Source organism: Flavobacterium sp. 2, from assembly GCF_049949195.1.
In the GTDB taxonomy this organism is placed as follows: Bacteria; Bacteroidota; Bacteroidia; order Flavobacteriales; family Flavobacteriaceae; genus Flavobacterium.
The window spans coordinates 2,382,894-2,400,100 of sequence record NZ_CP188206.1 but is presented as its reverse complement, the minus strand read 5'-3'; the positions used below and the strand labels follow the sequence as shown (position 1 = coordinate 2,400,100).

Below are 17,207 nucleotides of genomic sequence, written 5' to 3'. Positions count from 1 at the left end.
ATATATTATATTTTTGGTATTTTAAAAATAATAATACATTTGAGTGTAAGTTTTATACGATTTGCCCAATTTAAAATAAAATGAAAATGAAAAAAGTGATTTTTTATATGTCTTTGATGCTTGTGTTTACTCAAATGCAGGCGCAAAAGGATTTTCAGGGAATGGCCGTTTATGAGTCAAAAACGCAGGCTCCAAAAATGGATGGAATGCGTGCCAATAGAGATATTACGCCCGAAATGCAAAAAAACATGGAAGAGCGAATGAAAAAAATGCTTGAAAAGACTTTTATTTTAAATTTTGACAAATCGGCTTCAATTTATAAAGAAGAAGAAAAACTAGATGCTCCTGGACAACAAGGAGGAGGAATGCGTATTATGATGAATTCCTTCATGGGAGGCGGAGGTACTTTTTATAAAAATGTAAAAAGCAAATCGTATACAGTTGACAAAGAATTTATGGGGAAAGAGTTTTTGGTAGTTGATTCTTTGCCAAAACTTAACTGGAAAATGGAATCTGAAACAAAAATAATTGGCGGTTATACTTGTTACAAAGCAACAGCGGTAAAAGAAGCAAGCAAAACTGATTTTAGAAATTTCAGACCAAAAAATGCGGATGATAAAAAACCTGAAGAGAAAAAAGAGGATGCAAAGAAAACTTCGGGCGAAACTAAAACCAACTTTCAGGACAACTTCGAAATTCCAAAAGAAATTATTATAACAGCTTGGTATTCTCCGGAAATTCCAGTGAACCAAGGTCCAGAAAACTATTGGGGTCTTCCAGGTTTGATTTTGGAAGTAAATGATGGAAGAACAACTATTTTATGTTCTAAAATTGTTTTGAATACCAAAGATAAAGTCGAAATAAAAGCGCCAACAAAAGGTAAAACAATTTCTCAGAAAGATTACGACGAAACCGTAATCAAAAAAATGGAAGAGTTTAGAGAAATGAACCGCGGTCGTGAAGGCGGTCCAGGCGGTGGTCCGGTAATGATTAGACGATAATTTTTGTATCTCATCTTTTAGATTTTCTCCATGAAAAATATACTTTCTTTTGTCATTTTTTTAATGACCTCGATATCTTTTGCGCAAAGTGTCCGTTTTGACGGCGTTATTCAGGACGAACAAAAAAATCCGTTGGAAATGGCTAATATCATGGCTGTAAATAACGGCACAAAAGCAATGGATTCGTACGGAATTACGAATGATAAAGGAAAATTCCAGCTGACTTTGAAGCCAAATACTTCTTACACGGTTAAAATAAGTTATCTGGGAATGAAATCTAAAGAAATGGCGATCTCCACAAATACAGAAAATATCGTTCAGAATATTGTTATGGACGGAACCGGAATAGAACTTGAAGGCGTTGAAATCGTTCGTGAAATGCCGGTTTCTATAAAAGGAGACACAATTGTTTACAATGCCGATTCTTTTAAATCTGGAACAGAAAAAAAGCTGGAAGATGTTTTGAAAAAATTACCTGGCGTTGAGGTTAACGCTGACGGTGAAATCGAAGTTGAAGGGAAAAAAGTCAGCAAATTAATGGTTGAAGGAAAAGATTTTTTTGACGGAGACACTAAACTTGGCGTTAAAAACATTCCAGCAGATGCCATTGATAAAGTTCAGGTTTTAAGAAATTATAATGAAGTAAGTCAATTAAAAGGCCTCGAAAATGATCAGGATAATGTTGCAATGAACATTAAACTGAAATCGGGTAAAAAGAACTTTTGGTTTGGAGATGTTACTGCCGGGGTAGGCGTTGCAGAGCTCGATAGCCGTTATATAATTAATCCGAAATTATTTTATTACAGTCCAAAATACAGCATTAATTTAATTACCAATTTTAATAATATTGGTGAATTGCCATTGACTGCGCAGGATTATTTCAAATTTACAGGCGGTTTCAAAAATATGATGAAAAAAGGCGGAAGCAATTTTAATGTTTCGTCAAATGATTTGGGAATTTCGGTTTTAAGAAACAATCGTGCTAAGGAAATTGAAACTAAATTTGGCGCGACGAATTTCTCTTACAATCCCACAAAAGCTTGGAATATTAGTGGTTTCGGAATTCTTTCGGTTTCAAAAACAGATTTAGAAACCAAATCGCAAACTACGATTTTAGATTCTGGCGATCAGCAGAAACGTGATGAAATGACGCATCAAAAAAATAATCTGGGGCTTTTTAAATTGAGTTCGAGTTACAAACCAAGTGATAAATTTCAGTTTGATTATGACATTTTAACCAAGTTATCAAAACAAAATGAAGATACCGATTTGCTTCGAGAATCGATTGTGAATAATGCTTCTGCAATTGAAACTATTCTCACTCAAAAAAAGCAAGATCCAACATCAGTAAATCAGAATTTGAGCTTGTATTATACGCAAAGCGACAAAAACATTTTTGCTTTTGAAGCACAACATTTGTATCAGGACGAAAATCCGTTTTATAATGCCAATCTGCGTTCGCAACCTTTTGATTTGGCCGGATATATTTCAGGACAAAACCGAAATGATTTGAATCAGGATCGTTTTGTGAAAACAAACAAACTCGATGCAAAACTGGATTACTATTATATGGTAACGCCTAAAAGCAATTTCAATGTTACACTGGGAAATACGTATTCATACCAAAATTTTAATTCGCATATTTTTCAGATGCTCGATAATGGCAATAAAAATGACTTAAATGCCGCAGAAAACAATAATGATGTTGATTATAGATTTAATGATGCTTTTATTGGATTTCATTATAAAATCCTGACAGGAAAATTTACGTTGACGCCAGGAGTAAGTTTGCATACCTATCAAATGACAAACGGACAGCTGGGAACTGATTATTCGCAGAGTTTTACAAAAGTATTGCCTGATTTCTTTGCTTTATATCAAATCAAAAAATCAGAAACGTTAACGTATAATTTCTCTTTGTCAAACGATTTCACTGATATAAATCAATTGGCAGCAGGTTATGTTTTGTCTGATTACAGTAGTTTATTCAGAGGAAATCGTTTCTTGGAAAATGCAACTTCACAAGTACATTCGCTTCGTTATTTTAAATACAATATGTTCAATTTTGAAAATATTTTTGCCAACGCAACATACACTAAAAAAGTTGATGCTATAAAAACGAAAGCTAATTTTGATGGAATCAACCAATCGTCAGTTCCTTACAATTCTAATTTAGCTGATGAAACATTAAGCGGAATGGGAAGTTACGGACGTTCTTTTTTAAAGAATTACAAAGCATCGGCAACAGCAAGTTTGAATTGGTCAAAATTCAATAATATTCAGAATAATGTTTTGGCAACTACAGAAAGTTTTGTGCAAAGTTATACTGTAAAAGCAGCGACAAACTATAAAAACTTACCGAATTTAGAACTTGGATATAATGCTTTAATTAATCAATATAGCGGTTCGACTTATTATACAGACAAACCTTTTGCACGATTGGATTATTATTTCTGGAATAGTTTTTCATTTGTTTCAGAATATGAATTTTACCATTATTATAATGGAAATAAATCAGTTGATAACGAATATGATTTTTTAAGCGCCAGTTTGGTTTACCAAAAAAAGGATAGTAAATGGGAATATAAAATTTCCGCGACTAACATTTTAAATACAACATATTTGAATGATGACAGTTTTTCGCAGTTTTCTACCCGAGTTTCACAATACACTGTCCAGCCTCGTTACATCATATTTTCAATGAAATATAATTTGTAGTATTTTAATTGCTAAATCATCAATTTTAATGACTTGTTTCGATAAGAATCGAATATCTTTGCTTGAGATTATTAACAGCAAAAAAATTAGTCATGCGCAAGTTTGTGTGGAGTGTATTACTCGTAATTACAGGAATTTCCTATTCATTTTGTCAAGTGAAAGGAATAGAAAAAGGAACTTATTTATCGACAAATAAAGGCGGAAAAATCAAACTGAATTTATTAGACGATAATAAATATGAGCTGGTTTTTTATACAGGCAATTATGAAATCAAAGGCGATTCTTTAATTTTTATTCAAAAAGAAAAATCAGAAAGTAGTTTTAATCTTGCTTTTGCAGCCGATAAAAAGGCAAAAAAAATTAAAATCAAGTTTCCAGACTCGTCTTATTATTCCTTTTATATCGGAACTCAAAATGGGACTGAAGATGTTGTTTATCAAAGATTATCAGACATCAAAACCAAAACAGATCCAAATTGGGAAAAAAATGATTTAGAATTTGAAATCGAAAAAACAAATTACTTGTATTTGGTTTATGAGGATTATGATGGAAAAAGCAACGTTTGTAAATATGCTTTACCAAAAGATGTTTCTGAAGTCACGATCACTTATGAGTTTGCGCAATTGGGTGATTTGAAAATTGGCGGTTTTTTTGACAGAAAAACAAATGAATTGAAAATTTCGGAGCCTGCCGGCAAAGATCCTTTGGTTTTTTTAAATGAAAAAGACCCACAGCCTGTAAAGGAAAAAAAAGTAATTCCTGTTGAAAGCCAAATAATTTCAAATTGGACTTATCCAGGCAAAGAAACAGTTTCTCCAATTGAAGAATTTGATCCCGCTGCTGCGGTAGTGGATAGTGCAGCTGTAGCTGATTATACTGTAGCTCCTCCCGCAGTTCCTTTGCAATATGATTTTAAACTCAAAATAGAGAACAATTTAAAAAGTGCTTTAGCGGCAACAAAAGAAGCTAAATTGAAATTTTTGGTATTTTATTCTAACGCAAATAAAACTGTTGGGAAAGAAAGTTTTGATGCCTTTGTAAAAGACCAGGAAACACAGACAGCTTATAATATGTATGATGCATATAATCCTGTATATGATATTTACAATTATTATTTGGCTGGCGCCGATGATAAAAAGTGGCTTAAAAACAATAAGATAACAAATGATCCAAGCATTTTGGTTTTAAATGGTGAGGGAGATATTTTGGCATCGGCAAAATCTGATTTATCAGACAAGAGTTATCAGTTTGGGTATTACGGTGATTTATATAAAAAATTGCAGCGTGCGAATGCTTTTGTATACATAAATAAGACATTCAAAAATAAAAAAGCGACGGATGCAGATTTGATCAGAGCATTTAATAGAGCTGCGGTTTTGGAAATTTCATACGATTATGATTCAGATTCTGGAGCAGAAGTTGCCAATTCTACAGAATTTCTACTGACCAAAATTTCATCAGATAAAAAAGAAGTTGCTCAAACTTGGAAAAAATTGATCGAATCGCACCAAAAAGATTCAAAACCAGATATGTATTTGGTTGAAACCATTTTAAGAGAAATCAAAAATCAAGGTTTTACGAAGCAACTTTTTAATGAAGAAAGAGTTTTGAATGATACTGACTTTCTTTCTATCGATTACATTTTAAAGCATGCTGATAAAATTGAAGAGAATCGTTTAGCGTTTAATAATAAAGAAGGTGAAGTTCATAATTTAGGAAATGTGATTTCTGAAATTTCTTCAGCATTACAGGCTAATACTTATATTGCCCAGGAAAAATCTTTTTCAGATATAAATAAGGAGAAAAATCTTTCGGTTTATAAAAAGATCATTGCTTTAGGAAAAGGGAATTTTGAATCGTACAGCAATTATTTCCAATATTTAAACAATGCAGAAGATGCAACCGCTTCAAACGTTGATTTCTTAAAAGAGTTCAGCACCTATTTTGATTCTAATTTAGCGTCATCGAGTCCAATTGAAAAATTAGATGCAATGTTTTCGGCTTTAGATTCATCTTCGTCATATGCTTATGATGGATGGAACTCTTTTAAAGATTATCATTCAAATCTTTGTAATAATGCTGCATGGTCTGTAGTGCTGCAGTCACAAAATGCTAATTTTTTAAAAGAAGCTATTAAATGGTCGGAATATAGTTTAGTTGTGACCAAGAACAATCCTTACTATTTAGATACTTTGGCGCAATTGTATTACAAAGACGGTCAGAAACAAAAGGCGATTGAAACACAGACTTTGGCAGTTAAATATTTGAATACGGTTACGGAGCCTGAAACAGCAATTGATATTCAGGAAACTTTGACCAAAATGCAAAACGGAACGTATTAAAAATTTTGCGATTGTCGGTTAGTAGACTAATAACTAAATCAAGCACACAGATAACACGGATTAAACGGATTTTCACCGATTTAATATGAAAATCCGTTTTTATCGGTTTAAATCTGTGTCATCCGTGTGCCATAAAATATTAATACTTGTGAAAAATGCAATGGCTGTCTATATGGACGGCCATTTTTCTTTATTAATCATTGCTAATTGCTGTTTTCGATGTTAAAAAATCAAAGTTTTTGCCTTGAATTCATTAAGTTTGGATTATAAAATTAAAAAGTATGAAAAACAAAATGATCCTTGGTTTACTTGCCTCTGGAGCAATGACTTTTGCTCAGGCAGTTAAAAAACCATTAGTTGCGGCAATAACTGATAAAGATCTTAGAACCGATATGTATCAAATGGCCGGCGACCACTTTAACGGTCGTGAAGCTGGAACGCTTGATGAATTAAAAGTTTCAATGTGGCTTGCCAATAAAGCTAAAGAAGCCGGAATGGCTCCAGCTGGTGACGACGGAACGTATTTCCAATTTTTTGATTTATACAGACATCAGGTGACGCCAAATACAAAGTTTAAAATTGGTCAAAAAGAATATAAATTATGGAAGGATGTTCTGGTAGCAGAAACCACTAACATAAAAGTTGAAGGTTCTTTAGTTTATTTAGGAGCAGCAACAAAAGAAGAAATTGAAAAAGCTGATATTAAAGGAAAAGCGGTTGTTTTACTAGCTTCAAAAGAAGGAATTGCAGATGATATTTCGCTTTTTGACAGAAGATATCCTGGTTTAGTTCGAAACAAATACTACGATCTTGTTGTAAAAAAAGGTGCTGTAGCACTTATTATGGTTGCTGATGAACTAGCTGAACAGAGCTGGTCTCAGGTTGAACCACAAATGACAAGAGGTATTTACGGAATTGAAGGTTTCCGTGATAAAATTGGAGCAACAATGCCAGTTTTTTGGGTACACGGAGATCAATTGGAATATTTAAAAACAACTAAAGATGTTTTGTCTACTGAAGTAGTTTCTGAAACCTATAAGTATCCTTCTGTAAATGTTGTAGGTACAATTGCAGGAACCGATCCAAAATTGAAAAATGAATATGTGCTTTTCAGCGGACACCAGGATCATGACGGAGTTCGTCAAAAATACGGTCAGGATTCTATTTACAATGGTGCCGATGATAACGCAAGTACTTGTGTAGCGATGTTGGCAATTGCAAGAGCGTATAAAAAACAGCCAGGAAAAAGAACTGCTTTATTTGTGTTTCATGGTTCTGAAGAACGTGGTTTGTTAGGGTCGAGATGGTATGCAGCGCATCCTACCGTTCCAGAAAAAGATATTGTAGCAGTTTTAAATGGAGATATGATTGGAAGAAATAATGTAAATCAAGCGGCTTTATTAGGCTCAAGTTCTCCTCATGAAAATTCATCTGATTTGGTTGCCATTGCCAAAAAAGCAAATGATGAAGGACCAAAATTTGATTTGGATAAACTTTGGGACAGACCAGAACATCCGGAGTATTTTTACTTCCGTTCCGATCATTTGCCTTATGCGAGAAAAGGGATTCCTGCGGTTTTCTTTACAAGTGTACTGCACAGTCAATATCACACGCCAATGGATGAATCTGAAAATATTGATTACGTAAAACTTCGCAAAATGACAGAATGGATGTACCGCACAGGATGGATTTTGTCAAACGATGCTAATCGCCCGAAAACATTGCCAAATGTACAATTAGAAAGATAAAAGATTTATTTTTATTTGGATTGGAATTAAGACGCGGATGAAACGGATTTACTTCGTAAAGACGCAGATTTAAACGGATTTTTTTTAATCAATCAATTTAAGGTATATAAAAAGGCTCTCTAAAATATTAGAGAGCCTTTTATTTTGTATGCTTTTCATGTTATAATTAAAGTAAACCAAGAAAAAAAATCCGTTTAAATCTGCGTTTTCGCGATAGCGAATCCATGTCATCCGCGTTCAATTAACACGCATTATAAAAAATAAAAGGCTGCCTAAAAAATTTAATAGACAGCCTTTTCTTATTATAAGATTCGAATATATTACAATCCAAATGCAGCTTTTACTTGGTCAACAAAATCAAGTTTTTCCCATGTAAACAATTCAACAGTAACTGTTTTTTCGTTTCCACCTGGAGCAGAGAAAGTTTTAGTAACTGTTTCTGGTTTACGTCCCATGTGTCCGTAAGCAGCAGTTTCACTGTAAATTGGGTTTCTTAATTTTAAACGTTGCTCGATAAAGTAAGGACGCATATCAAAGATAGCTTCTACTTTTTTAGCAATTTCACCGTTAGTTAAGTTCACTTTAGAAGTTCCGTAAGTTTCAATGAAAATTCCCATTGGCTCAGCAACTCCAATTGCGTAAGAAACCTGAACTAAGATTTCATCAGCAACACCTGCCGCAACTAAGTTTTTAGCGATATGACGCGTTGCATAAGCAGCACTTCTATCCACTTTACTTGGATCTTTTCCAGAGAATGCACCACCACCGTGAGCACCTTTTCCACCGTAAGTATCAACAATAATTTTTCTTCCTGTTAAACCAGTATCTCCGTGAGGTCCTCCAATAACGAATTTTCCTGTTGGGTTAATATGGTAGTTGATTTTATCGTTGAATAAATGTGCGTGTTCTGGGTTTTTAGCGATAATTCTTGGAATAAGAATTTCGATAATATCTTTTTTGATTTTAGCCAACATTGTAGCTTCTTCATCAAAATCATCATGTTGAGTTGAGATAACAATTGCATCAATACGAGTTGGTTTGTTATCGTCGCTGTATTCTAAAGTTACCTGAGATTTAGCATCTGGACGTAAGTACGTGATTTCTTTGTTTTCACGTCTTAAAATAGCTAACTCTTGTAATAATTTGTGAGATAAATCAAGTGCCAATGGCATGAAGTTTTCCGTTTCGTTTGTAGCGTAACCAAACATCATTCCTTGATCTCCTGCACCTTGCTCTTCTGGCTTAGCTCTGTCAACACCTTGATTAATGTCTGCAGACTGCTCGTGAATTGCTGAAAGAATTCCACAAGAATTCGCTTCAAACATATATTCACTTTTAGTATATCCAATTTTACGGATTACCTCACGTGCAATTTGCTGAACATCAAGATAAGTATTCGATTTTACTTCACCTGCTAAAATAACCTGACCTGTTGTAACTAATGTTTCACAAGCTACTTTTGAATCAGCGTCAAATGCCAAAAAGTTGTCAATTAATGCATCCGAAATTTGATCTGCAACTTTGTCTGGATGCCCTTCACTAACAGATTCTGACGTAAATAAATAAGCCATAATAATGTATTAAATTAAAATTAAGCGAGGAAAATAATTGCTAAAAAGGGCTAAAGGAGAGTTTCTGCTTTAGCATTTTTTACTGCCGAAATTAATCTCCCGGCACTCATAACGAACCATTTCATTATGAAGAGGTTGCAATCAGTTCAAATTTTTCCTCTGTATTCGGGTGCAAAGGTATAAAACCATTTTGATTTGCAAATTAAAGTTCAACTTTTTTTATTTTTTATAGCAGAAATTTAACAGAAGTATATTAGTTTGATAGGGTAATAGAAAATATTTTACTTTTTGTTTGGCTGATTAAAAAATAGTTCGCAACTTTGCCTCGTTAAAAATAACAGAAACAAATGAAATTAACAGTTTGCAATATGATGTCTTGTATGATGCCGGAACTTTCCGCAGAGACTCTGTTGTAATTTTTTTTCAAAAATAGATATAGAAACCTCTGCAGATCGCAGAGGTTTTTTTTTGCTCAAAATGAAAAACTTTAATTTTTTTTTAAGCCAAAACATTAACTAATCCAGTAAAAAGAAATGAAAAAAAATGTACTAGCCTTTTTAAGTATCTTGACATTTTCAGGAATTTATGCACAGGAAAACAAAACTGAGCAGGATACGCTAAAAAATAATGAATTATCAGAAGTTACGATAGTAGGATCAAGAAGTAAAAACAGAGTAAAAACCGATGTTCTGGTTCCTGTTGATGTTTTTAGTATTACTGAAATCACTAAAGGAGCGCCACAAACAAGCGTAACTCAAATTTTAAATTATGTTGCGCCGTCGTTTACCAGTAATCCAACATCAACGGCAGATGCAACAGATCACGTTGATCCGGCTCAATTAAGAGGATTGGGACCAGACCAGGTTTTAATTTTAGTGAACGGAAAACGAAGACATACAAGTGCCTTGGTAAATATAAATGGTTCGCCGGGAAGAGGTTCTGTTGGTACAGATTTAAATGCAATTCCGTCTTTCGCCATTGACCGAATAGAAGTTTTAAGAGACGGTGCAGCAGCACAATACGGTTCTGATGCAATTGCAGGAGTAATCAATATTGTCCTTAAAAAGAATGCCAATTTTATTTCGGGTGGTATTCAATATGGAGCCAATTTATCATCTGGATCTAATGATTTTAAAGGCGGAGCCGATGGACAAACACTGCAAGTCGATCTAAACTATGGAACTTCATTAGGAAAACCGGGAAGTTTCTTTAATGTTACAGCAAGTGCCGTAACTAGAGAAGCAACAAGCAGAGCCGGAATTAGAAGTAATGCTATTTTTAACGCTTACAATGCGGTTGAAAATAGAGCTGCGCAAAGTGGGGTTCAAATCAACTCATTATTCAGCAATATTAACTCAACTCCAAATTCGGCGCAAATTTTAAGCTCTTTAAAACAATATGCACCTCAGGTAAGTTATTTTACCACTGCACAGCAAAATGCAATCGCGGGCGCAACAACGATAACGCAAATGCAGACAGCGCTGAATTTTGATGTAACCAATAATGAACTTCAATACAGAGGTCAGCAGAGAAGCGACTATAATATGAGTGTGGGACAGTCAGAATTGGCATCGGGTCAGGCTTATTATAATGCAAAATATCCTTTGACAGAAACGACTTCTCTTTATTCTTTTGGAGGAATATCATATAGAAATGGTAAATCATATGCTTTCAATAGACTTCCAAACGGTTCAGGAACTTTTACCCAAGTGTATCAAAACGGATTTTTACCAGAAATTGAGTCAAAAATTTTAGATGCTTCTGCTGCCGTTGGAGTGAATACAGAATTATTCGGATTTGATACTGATTTAAGTACAAACCTCGGAACAAATTCTTTTCAATATGATGTAAACAATACCATCAATGCAACTTTGGGAACCAATTCTCCTTTTAGTTTTGATGCAGGAAAAGTTTCGTTTTTGCAAAGTACAACGAATTTAGATTTTACCAGAAAATATGATATTCTTGCTGGTTTGAACGTTGCTTTTGGAGGGGAATTTAGATATGAAAATTATCAAATAAAACAAGGAGAAGAAGCTTCTTATGGATTGTATGATGTAAATGGCGCTTTGGTTTCAGGAATTCTGCCAAGTAATTCGCCTTTAATTGTTACTGACTTTTTTGGGAACAAACGTGGAGCAGGAGCTCAGGGATTTTCAGGGTTTCAGCCATCAGATGCGAAAGAAAAAAATAGAAATAGTGGCGCAGCATATCTTGATTTAGAATTAAATGTAACTGAAAAATGGCTAGTAAATGGGGCATTGCGTTATGAAAACTATTCTGATTTTGGAAGCACAACGATCTTCAAATTAGCGTCTCTTTTAAAATTGAACGAAAATATTAACTGGAGAATTTCTGGACAGACTGGATTTAGAGCACCTTCATTACAGCAAAAATATTTTGAATCAAGTTCAACTCAATTTATAAATGGATCGCCATATCAGGTGGGATATTTTACAAATGATTCAGAAGCAGCAAAAAGTATTGGTGTCGAAAATTTAAAGCCGGAAAAATCAAAAAGTATTAGTACAGGATTTACATTTAAAATTCCTGAAGCGAATATCACAATTGCAACAGATGCTTATTTTACCAGAATCGACGACAGAATTGTTTTGACTGGTCAATATTCTAGACCAACAGATGCGCAGATTGCAGCAGCTACAAGTCCTGAACAAGCCGAAGCATTGACTTTATTTCAACAGGCATTTGATACAAAAGGAGTGGAAAGAGCATCATTTTGGACAAACGGAATTAACTCTGAAACAAAAGGAATTGATTTGGTAATTTCTCAGAAATATGATGTTATTCCAGATTTTATCATCAGAAATGATTTGGCTTTAAGCTACAATGAAACGAAAAGAGTTGGCGATTTAAATGTACCGCAATCTATTATTGATGCAGGTGGCGAACCTTATAAGTATTCATTTTTTCCAGAGTCAAGCAGAGTGTATTTAGAAGAAGCAATTCCGAGATTGAAAGCGAACTTAATGACAACTTTCAGTATTAAAAAACTGGACATTTATTTGAGAAACAGCTATTTTGGAAAAGTGACAGATCCAGGAGCGACTGATGTGAATTTAGATGGATTTTCATCTGTGTATGAGCACCCGGAATACAGCGCAAAATTAGTTACAGATTTATCTTTAGGATATCAAATCAATGAACATTTTAGAGCAACAATTGGGTTTAATAATATAGGAGATGTTTATCCGGACAGAAATAATCCAGCAACTCCGGCCTTTACAAATACAACTCCAACTTTATCTCCGGCGCCAAGTACAGATTTGAGCAATGCAAATCAGTTTGCTTATTCAAGAGCAGTATCGCAATTTGGATTGAACGGAAGATTTGGTTTTGCACGTTTGAGCTTTAAATTTTAAAAAGCCACTCCCGATAGCTATCGGGATTAAGGATTAAACGAATTAGCACTGATTTTTAAAATCAATGTAATCTTTTTATCCCGATAGCTATCGGGAGTGGCTAACCTTTCAGAATAGTTTAGTCAGCTGAAAGGCTTGATTTTAGTGACTTACAAAAATTTAACGTTAAATATCAAAATTTTATTTGGCTGTTAAATAAATAAATATTATATTTACTCTATCGAATTAGTCGAGTTTAAAAAAGAAACAATTTCAATTATTATATAAATGAAAACAATAGCAAATAATATGGTGATGTGTTGTCAGATGATGCAAATGTGCATCCCAATTTGCTGTTGCCAAAAGTAAAAGTTAAATCTTGGTTTTAGTTAGAACTAAAAGCCCTTTTGGTAGCCATCCGAAAGGGCTTTTTTAATTTCAACACTTAAATTTTCAAATTATGAAAACACTAAATTCAATCGCGATAGAGTATTTATTGAGAAACGATTCTCAAAATAATAATAATAAATCAGAAGACATAACTAGAGAAGTTATACGAATAAATGCAGAGCAGAAGATAAAAGCTCAAAGATCATTATTGTTTCAAATGTATGATCTCGAAGAACAAGAAAGCTTTTTTGTTTAAAGGAGTTTCAACATCAATTTCAAAAAACAATATCAATATAATATATAGTATCAACAATATTTAAAAAATTAAGAAATCATGAGTACACAAAAATTTGCAACAAACGCACTACACGCAGGACACGATGTTACTAAAAATGCAGGAACAAGAGCAGTGCCTATTTATCAAACGTCATCATATGTATTTAATAATGCTGATCATGCCGCCAATTTATTTGGTCTTGCTGAAGCCGGATTTATTTATACAAGATTAAATAACCCAACAAATGATGTTTTAGAGCAGAGGCTAGCCGCGCTTGAAGGTGGTATTGGAGCTGTAGTTACAGCATCTGGAGCATCGGCAATTTCAACAACTTTATTGACCTTGTTAAGAGCAGGAGATCATATCGTAGCATCAAACAGTTTATACGGCGGGACTTATAACTTACTAAGTGTAACATTACCGCGATTAGGAATCACAACGACTTTTGTAGATCCTTCAAAACCAGAAAACTTCACTAAAGCAGCAAAAGAAAATACCAGAGCTTTCTTTGTAGAATCATTAGGAAATCCAAAATTAGATGTATTGGATCTAAAAAGAATCTCGGCGGAAGCCAAAGCATTCAAAGTGCCTTTTATAGTAGATAATACAGTTGCGACACCTTATTTATTAAACCCTATAAAATATGGTGCCGATATTGTAATTCATTCCTTAACAAAATATATTGCCGGAAACGGAACTTCATTAGGAGGCGCTATTATTGATGCCGGAACTTTTGACTGGTCTAACGGAAAATTCCCTGAATTTACAGAGCCTTCTGCAGGATATCACGGATTAGTTTATCACGAAGCTTTAGGAAATGCAGCTTTTATTGCAAAAGCACGAATTGAAGGTTTGCGCGACTTTGGCGCAGCTTTGAGTCCGTTTAATGCTTTCCAGATTATTCAGGGATTAGAAACTTTGCCAATCCGAATTAAAAAACACAGCGAAAATGCTTTGGCCTTGGCTGAATGGCTTGAAAAACAAGATGAGGTAGTTTGGGTAAATTATCCAGGTCTGAAATCGAATAAATATTATGATTTAGCGAAGGAATATCTTCCTGAAGGACAAAGTGGTATTATCACTTTTGGATTAAAAGGAGGTTTTGATGCAGCAAAAAAAGTGGTTGACGAAACGAAGTTGTTCTCATTATTAGCCAATATTGGTGACACAAAATCATTGATTATTCACCCAGCAAGCACGACGCACCAGCAATTGTCTGAAGAAGATCAATTGGCAACGGGTGTTTCTAAAGATTTAGTCCGACTTTCTGTTGGAATCGAGGATATTGAAGATTTAATCGCCGACTTAAAAGCGGTTTTTGAAAGCGTGACATTAACGCAATACAGTATCAATAAAAATTAGGTTTTTTTGTTTTTTGTTTGAAAAATTGCCTTTAGCGGTGTGGTGCTGCTAAGGGTGATTTTTTATGAAAAAAAACTATAAATAAAAAATGAAACCATATAAGGTATATATAGGAGTAATGCATTTAGGTGTGCTAAAATGAACTTATATACTTATATGGTTAAATATTTAAAATGCGAGAAATTATGTCAAAGCTTAAAATAAATATTATTCTTTTTGGGATTGGAAATATCGGAAGCACGCTGATCAATCAGATTATTGAAAGTCAGGAGTTTTTTCTGCAAAGCAAAAATGTCGATTTTCATTTTCCGATAATAACGAATTCAACCGTTGCTTTTTTCGAGAAAGAAGGCGTAGGTTATTCATGGGAAACCAATTTCAGAGAATTAGCCGTGCCTTTCAGAGTAGAAGATATTATAACGTTTGCTAAAGAAAATGAATTCGAAAATTTAATAGCCGTCGATGCTACTGCAAGCGACGAACTAATAAGTCATTACAATACATTGATCGAAAACGGATTTAATATTGTTGCGGTAAATAAGAAAGCCAATACGCTCCCAATAGATCTTTATAAACAGCTGAGAGAAAATCTAAAAAAATACGACAAAGAGTTTTTGTACGAAACATCAGTTGATACAGGATTTCCGGTTTTGCAGACATTGAGAGATTTGTATTATTCGGGCGAAAAAATCACGAAGATCAGAGGAGTTTTTTCAGATCATTTAAGTTATGTATTTAACCGATTTTCGGCAGAAGAAAATTCTTTTTCGTCAATTTTGAAAGATGCCAGCCTTCTCGGATTAATGCGTTCGACTTTTAAAGAAGATTTATCAGGAAATGATACAGCCAGAAAATTACTGATTCTGACCCGTGAAATCGGGAAAGAATTTGAATTTTCTGATATAAAAATCAATTCGATAATAAGAGAAGAACATCTGGAAAAAAATGGAATACTAAATAAAGAAGCAGTCGATCGATCTTATAAAATCGCAAAAATCACTCAGGCAGAAAATCATGTATTGCGATATGTAGGCGAATTTGATGTCGAAAAAAATACTCTGGAAGTAAAATTGGTTTCAGAACCTGTAACATCTCCAATTGGACAATTAAAAGGTTCAGATGCGATTTTCGAAATTTATACCCAATCTTATGCTGATGTTCCAATTGTGATACAAGGAGCATCACCTTGTAGACAGGCAATTTCGAGAGGAATTATAACCGATATTTTAAAAGTAGCTGATAAAATAAAAAATAAAGAAGCAGTCTGGCTATAAGTGGTTTTTTAATATTAGGAAAAAAAGTTCTTTGACAGATTGAAACAGAAAAAGTTAGTTTATTTTTTGTAAGTTAATACTGTATTTTTGTTAAATCTTGATTTTGTAAGATGTTTTTTGACGATAAAAAGATGTTTTTTAACGTTTTTTTAGAAAAATTAGGCTTTTGTAACTTGGAATATTAAAAAAAAAGTTGCAAATTTGTAAGACAAGTAAGATCTGTTAAAAACAGATGCTTAAATGTTAAATAAATGATTTATCGCCTTTTAGATCCTAATCAAATCTGAAAGCTTATTAAAGAGAATTAAATGCAGAATTTTTTTAAAATAAAAGTCAAATCACAGATGAATAAATCCCTACAGATGAACAAGATGTTTAACGTCGCACGTATTTGTGTACGCGTCTGTTGATACTAAAAGTATATATAAGTTCTATAAAAACTTAAACCCTTTTGGTATTAAAAACCCAAAAGGGTTTTTTTATTCATTTTGATTAGCATAACAAAAATTTAAAGAAAAAGTAAATATTATAAAACGCAAACTAATTTAAACTTAAATATCATGAGCACATTAAACTACTTAAGAAAAAAAATCTCAACTTTCAAAAACATCAAAAATGAAAGAAACAATCCGCCGCCAACAAATGAATTAATTCATCCAAGCTTCGGAATAACGGAAACAGATAATAAAAAAGAAGTTAAAAAAGAACCGAATTCTTTATTATTCTTGATGTATTCAAAAGAGAATGAAACGCTTTTTATCTAAATCAAAAAGCAGGATAAAATAGGGTAAAACCCGCTTAATTTTACTGGGCAGTTTGTTCGGTAATTTTTTGCGTATAATAGTTTTAGTAATAGACAAAGAGATTATGGCATTAATGATGCTAATTCTTTTGACTTTATGACTTTAAACTTTCGACTTGTTTTAAAGTATGTTTAAGAAATTGCGGAATCAGTTTCGATAAAATTTGTTTGTTTAAGAAATTAGTAGTTAATTTGCACCTTTAAGTTCAAAAACGTATTGAAATGTTATAAAGAAAGGAGGAGGGATTAGACCCGATGAATCCTTAGCAACCCTTCGTTAATTCGAAGAAGGTGCTGCATTCTACCACGCCCAAACGTGGAAAGATAACAACAAGAATTTTTCTAGTTTCAAACTCTAGACTT

General features: G+C 33.5%; 10 protein-coding genes and 1 riboswitch. Of the genes, 9 read left to right on the top strand and 1 reads right to left on the bottom strand.

Annotated elements, in window-relative coordinates; all coding sequences use genetic code 11:
- The first annotated feature begins 86 nt into the window (after positions 1-86).
- From ACNFIH_RS10260 to ACNFIH_RS10245, 4 genes are all read left to right on the top strand, one after another.
- Positions 87-1,001: a GLPGLI family protein gene (locus ACNFIH_RS10260; RefSeq protein ID WP_426486546.1), complete on the top strand. Its 915-nt coding sequence runs from the start codon at positions 87-89 to the stop codon at positions 999-1,001.
- Between the two features lie 30 nt (positions 1,002-1,031).
- The gene (locus ACNFIH_RS10255) at positions 1,032-3,719 is read left to right on the top strand and encodes a carboxypeptidase-like regulatory domain-containing protein (RefSeq protein ID WP_426486545.1); all 2,688 of its coding nucleotides are present in this window, start codon (positions 1,032-1,034) and stop codon (positions 3,717-3,719) included.
- A gap of 92 nt (positions 3,720-3,811) precedes the next feature.
- Positions 3,812-6,061 (top strand): hypothetical protein, encoded by a 2,250-nt coding sequence (locus tag ACNFIH_RS10250; protein WP_426486544.1) that lies wholly within the window; start codon positions 3,812-3,814, stop codon positions 6,059-6,061.
- Positions 6,062-6,342: 281 nt separating this feature from the next.
- Positions 6,343-7,809: a M28 family metallopeptidase gene (locus ACNFIH_RS10245; RefSeq protein ID WP_426486543.1), complete on the top strand. Its 1,467-nt coding sequence runs from the start codon at positions 6,343-6,345 to the stop codon at positions 7,807-7,809.
- A gap of 320 nt (positions 7,810-8,129) precedes the next feature.
- Here ACNFIH_RS10245 and metK read toward each other — a convergent pair whose 3' ends face one another.
- Positions 8,130-9,380, bottom strand: a complete 1,251-nt coding sequence (gene metK / locus ACNFIH_RS10240) for a methionine adenosyltransferase (protein ID WP_035645622.1) — start codon at positions 9,378-9,380, stop codon at positions 8,130-8,132.
- A gap of 533 nt (positions 9,381-9,913) precedes the next feature.
- Here metK and ACNFIH_RS10235 point away from each other — a divergent pair.
- The 5 genes from ACNFIH_RS10235 to ACNFIH_RS10215 all read left to right on the top strand — a co-directional run bounded on the left by ACNFIH_RS10235 (position 9,914) and on the right by ACNFIH_RS10215 (position 16,806).
- Positions 9,914-12,760 carry a TonB-dependent receptor plug domain-containing protein gene (locus ACNFIH_RS10235; protein ID WP_426486542.1) on the top strand — a complete coding sequence of 949 codons (2,847 nt, stop codon included), beginning with the start codon at positions 9,914-9,916 and terminating at the stop codon, positions 12,758-12,760.
- 439 nt (positions 12,761-13,199) lie between these two features.
- Positions 13,200-13,385, top strand: coding sequence for a hypothetical protein (locus tag ACNFIH_RS10230; protein ID WP_426486541.1), 186 nt, complete (start codon positions 13,200-13,202; stop codon positions 13,383-13,385).
- A 78-nt stretch (positions 13,386-13,463) separates the two neighbouring features.
- Entirely contained in the window at positions 13,464-14,768 is a 1,305-nt protein-coding gene (locus tag ACNFIH_RS10225) for an O-acetylhomoserine aminocarboxypropyltransferase/cysteine synthase family protein (RefSeq protein WP_426486540.1), read from the top strand.
- Between the two features lie 185 nt (positions 14,769-14,953).
- Positions 14,954-16,042, top strand: coding sequence for an aspartate kinase (locus tag ACNFIH_RS10220; RefSeq protein ID WP_035646801.1), 1,089 nt, complete (start codon positions 14,954-14,956; stop codon positions 16,040-16,042).
- A 560-nt stretch (positions 16,043-16,602) separates the two neighbouring features.
- Positions 16,603-16,806: a hypothetical protein gene (locus ACNFIH_RS10215; protein WP_035645613.1), complete on the top strand. Its 204-nt coding sequence runs from the start codon at positions 16,603-16,605 to the stop codon at positions 16,804-16,806.
- A gap of 260 nt (positions 16,807-17,066) precedes the next feature.
- A riboswitch (SAM riboswitch) is annotated at positions 17,067-17,175 on the top strand.
- The last annotated feature ends 32 nt before the right edge of the window (positions 17,176-17,207 follow it).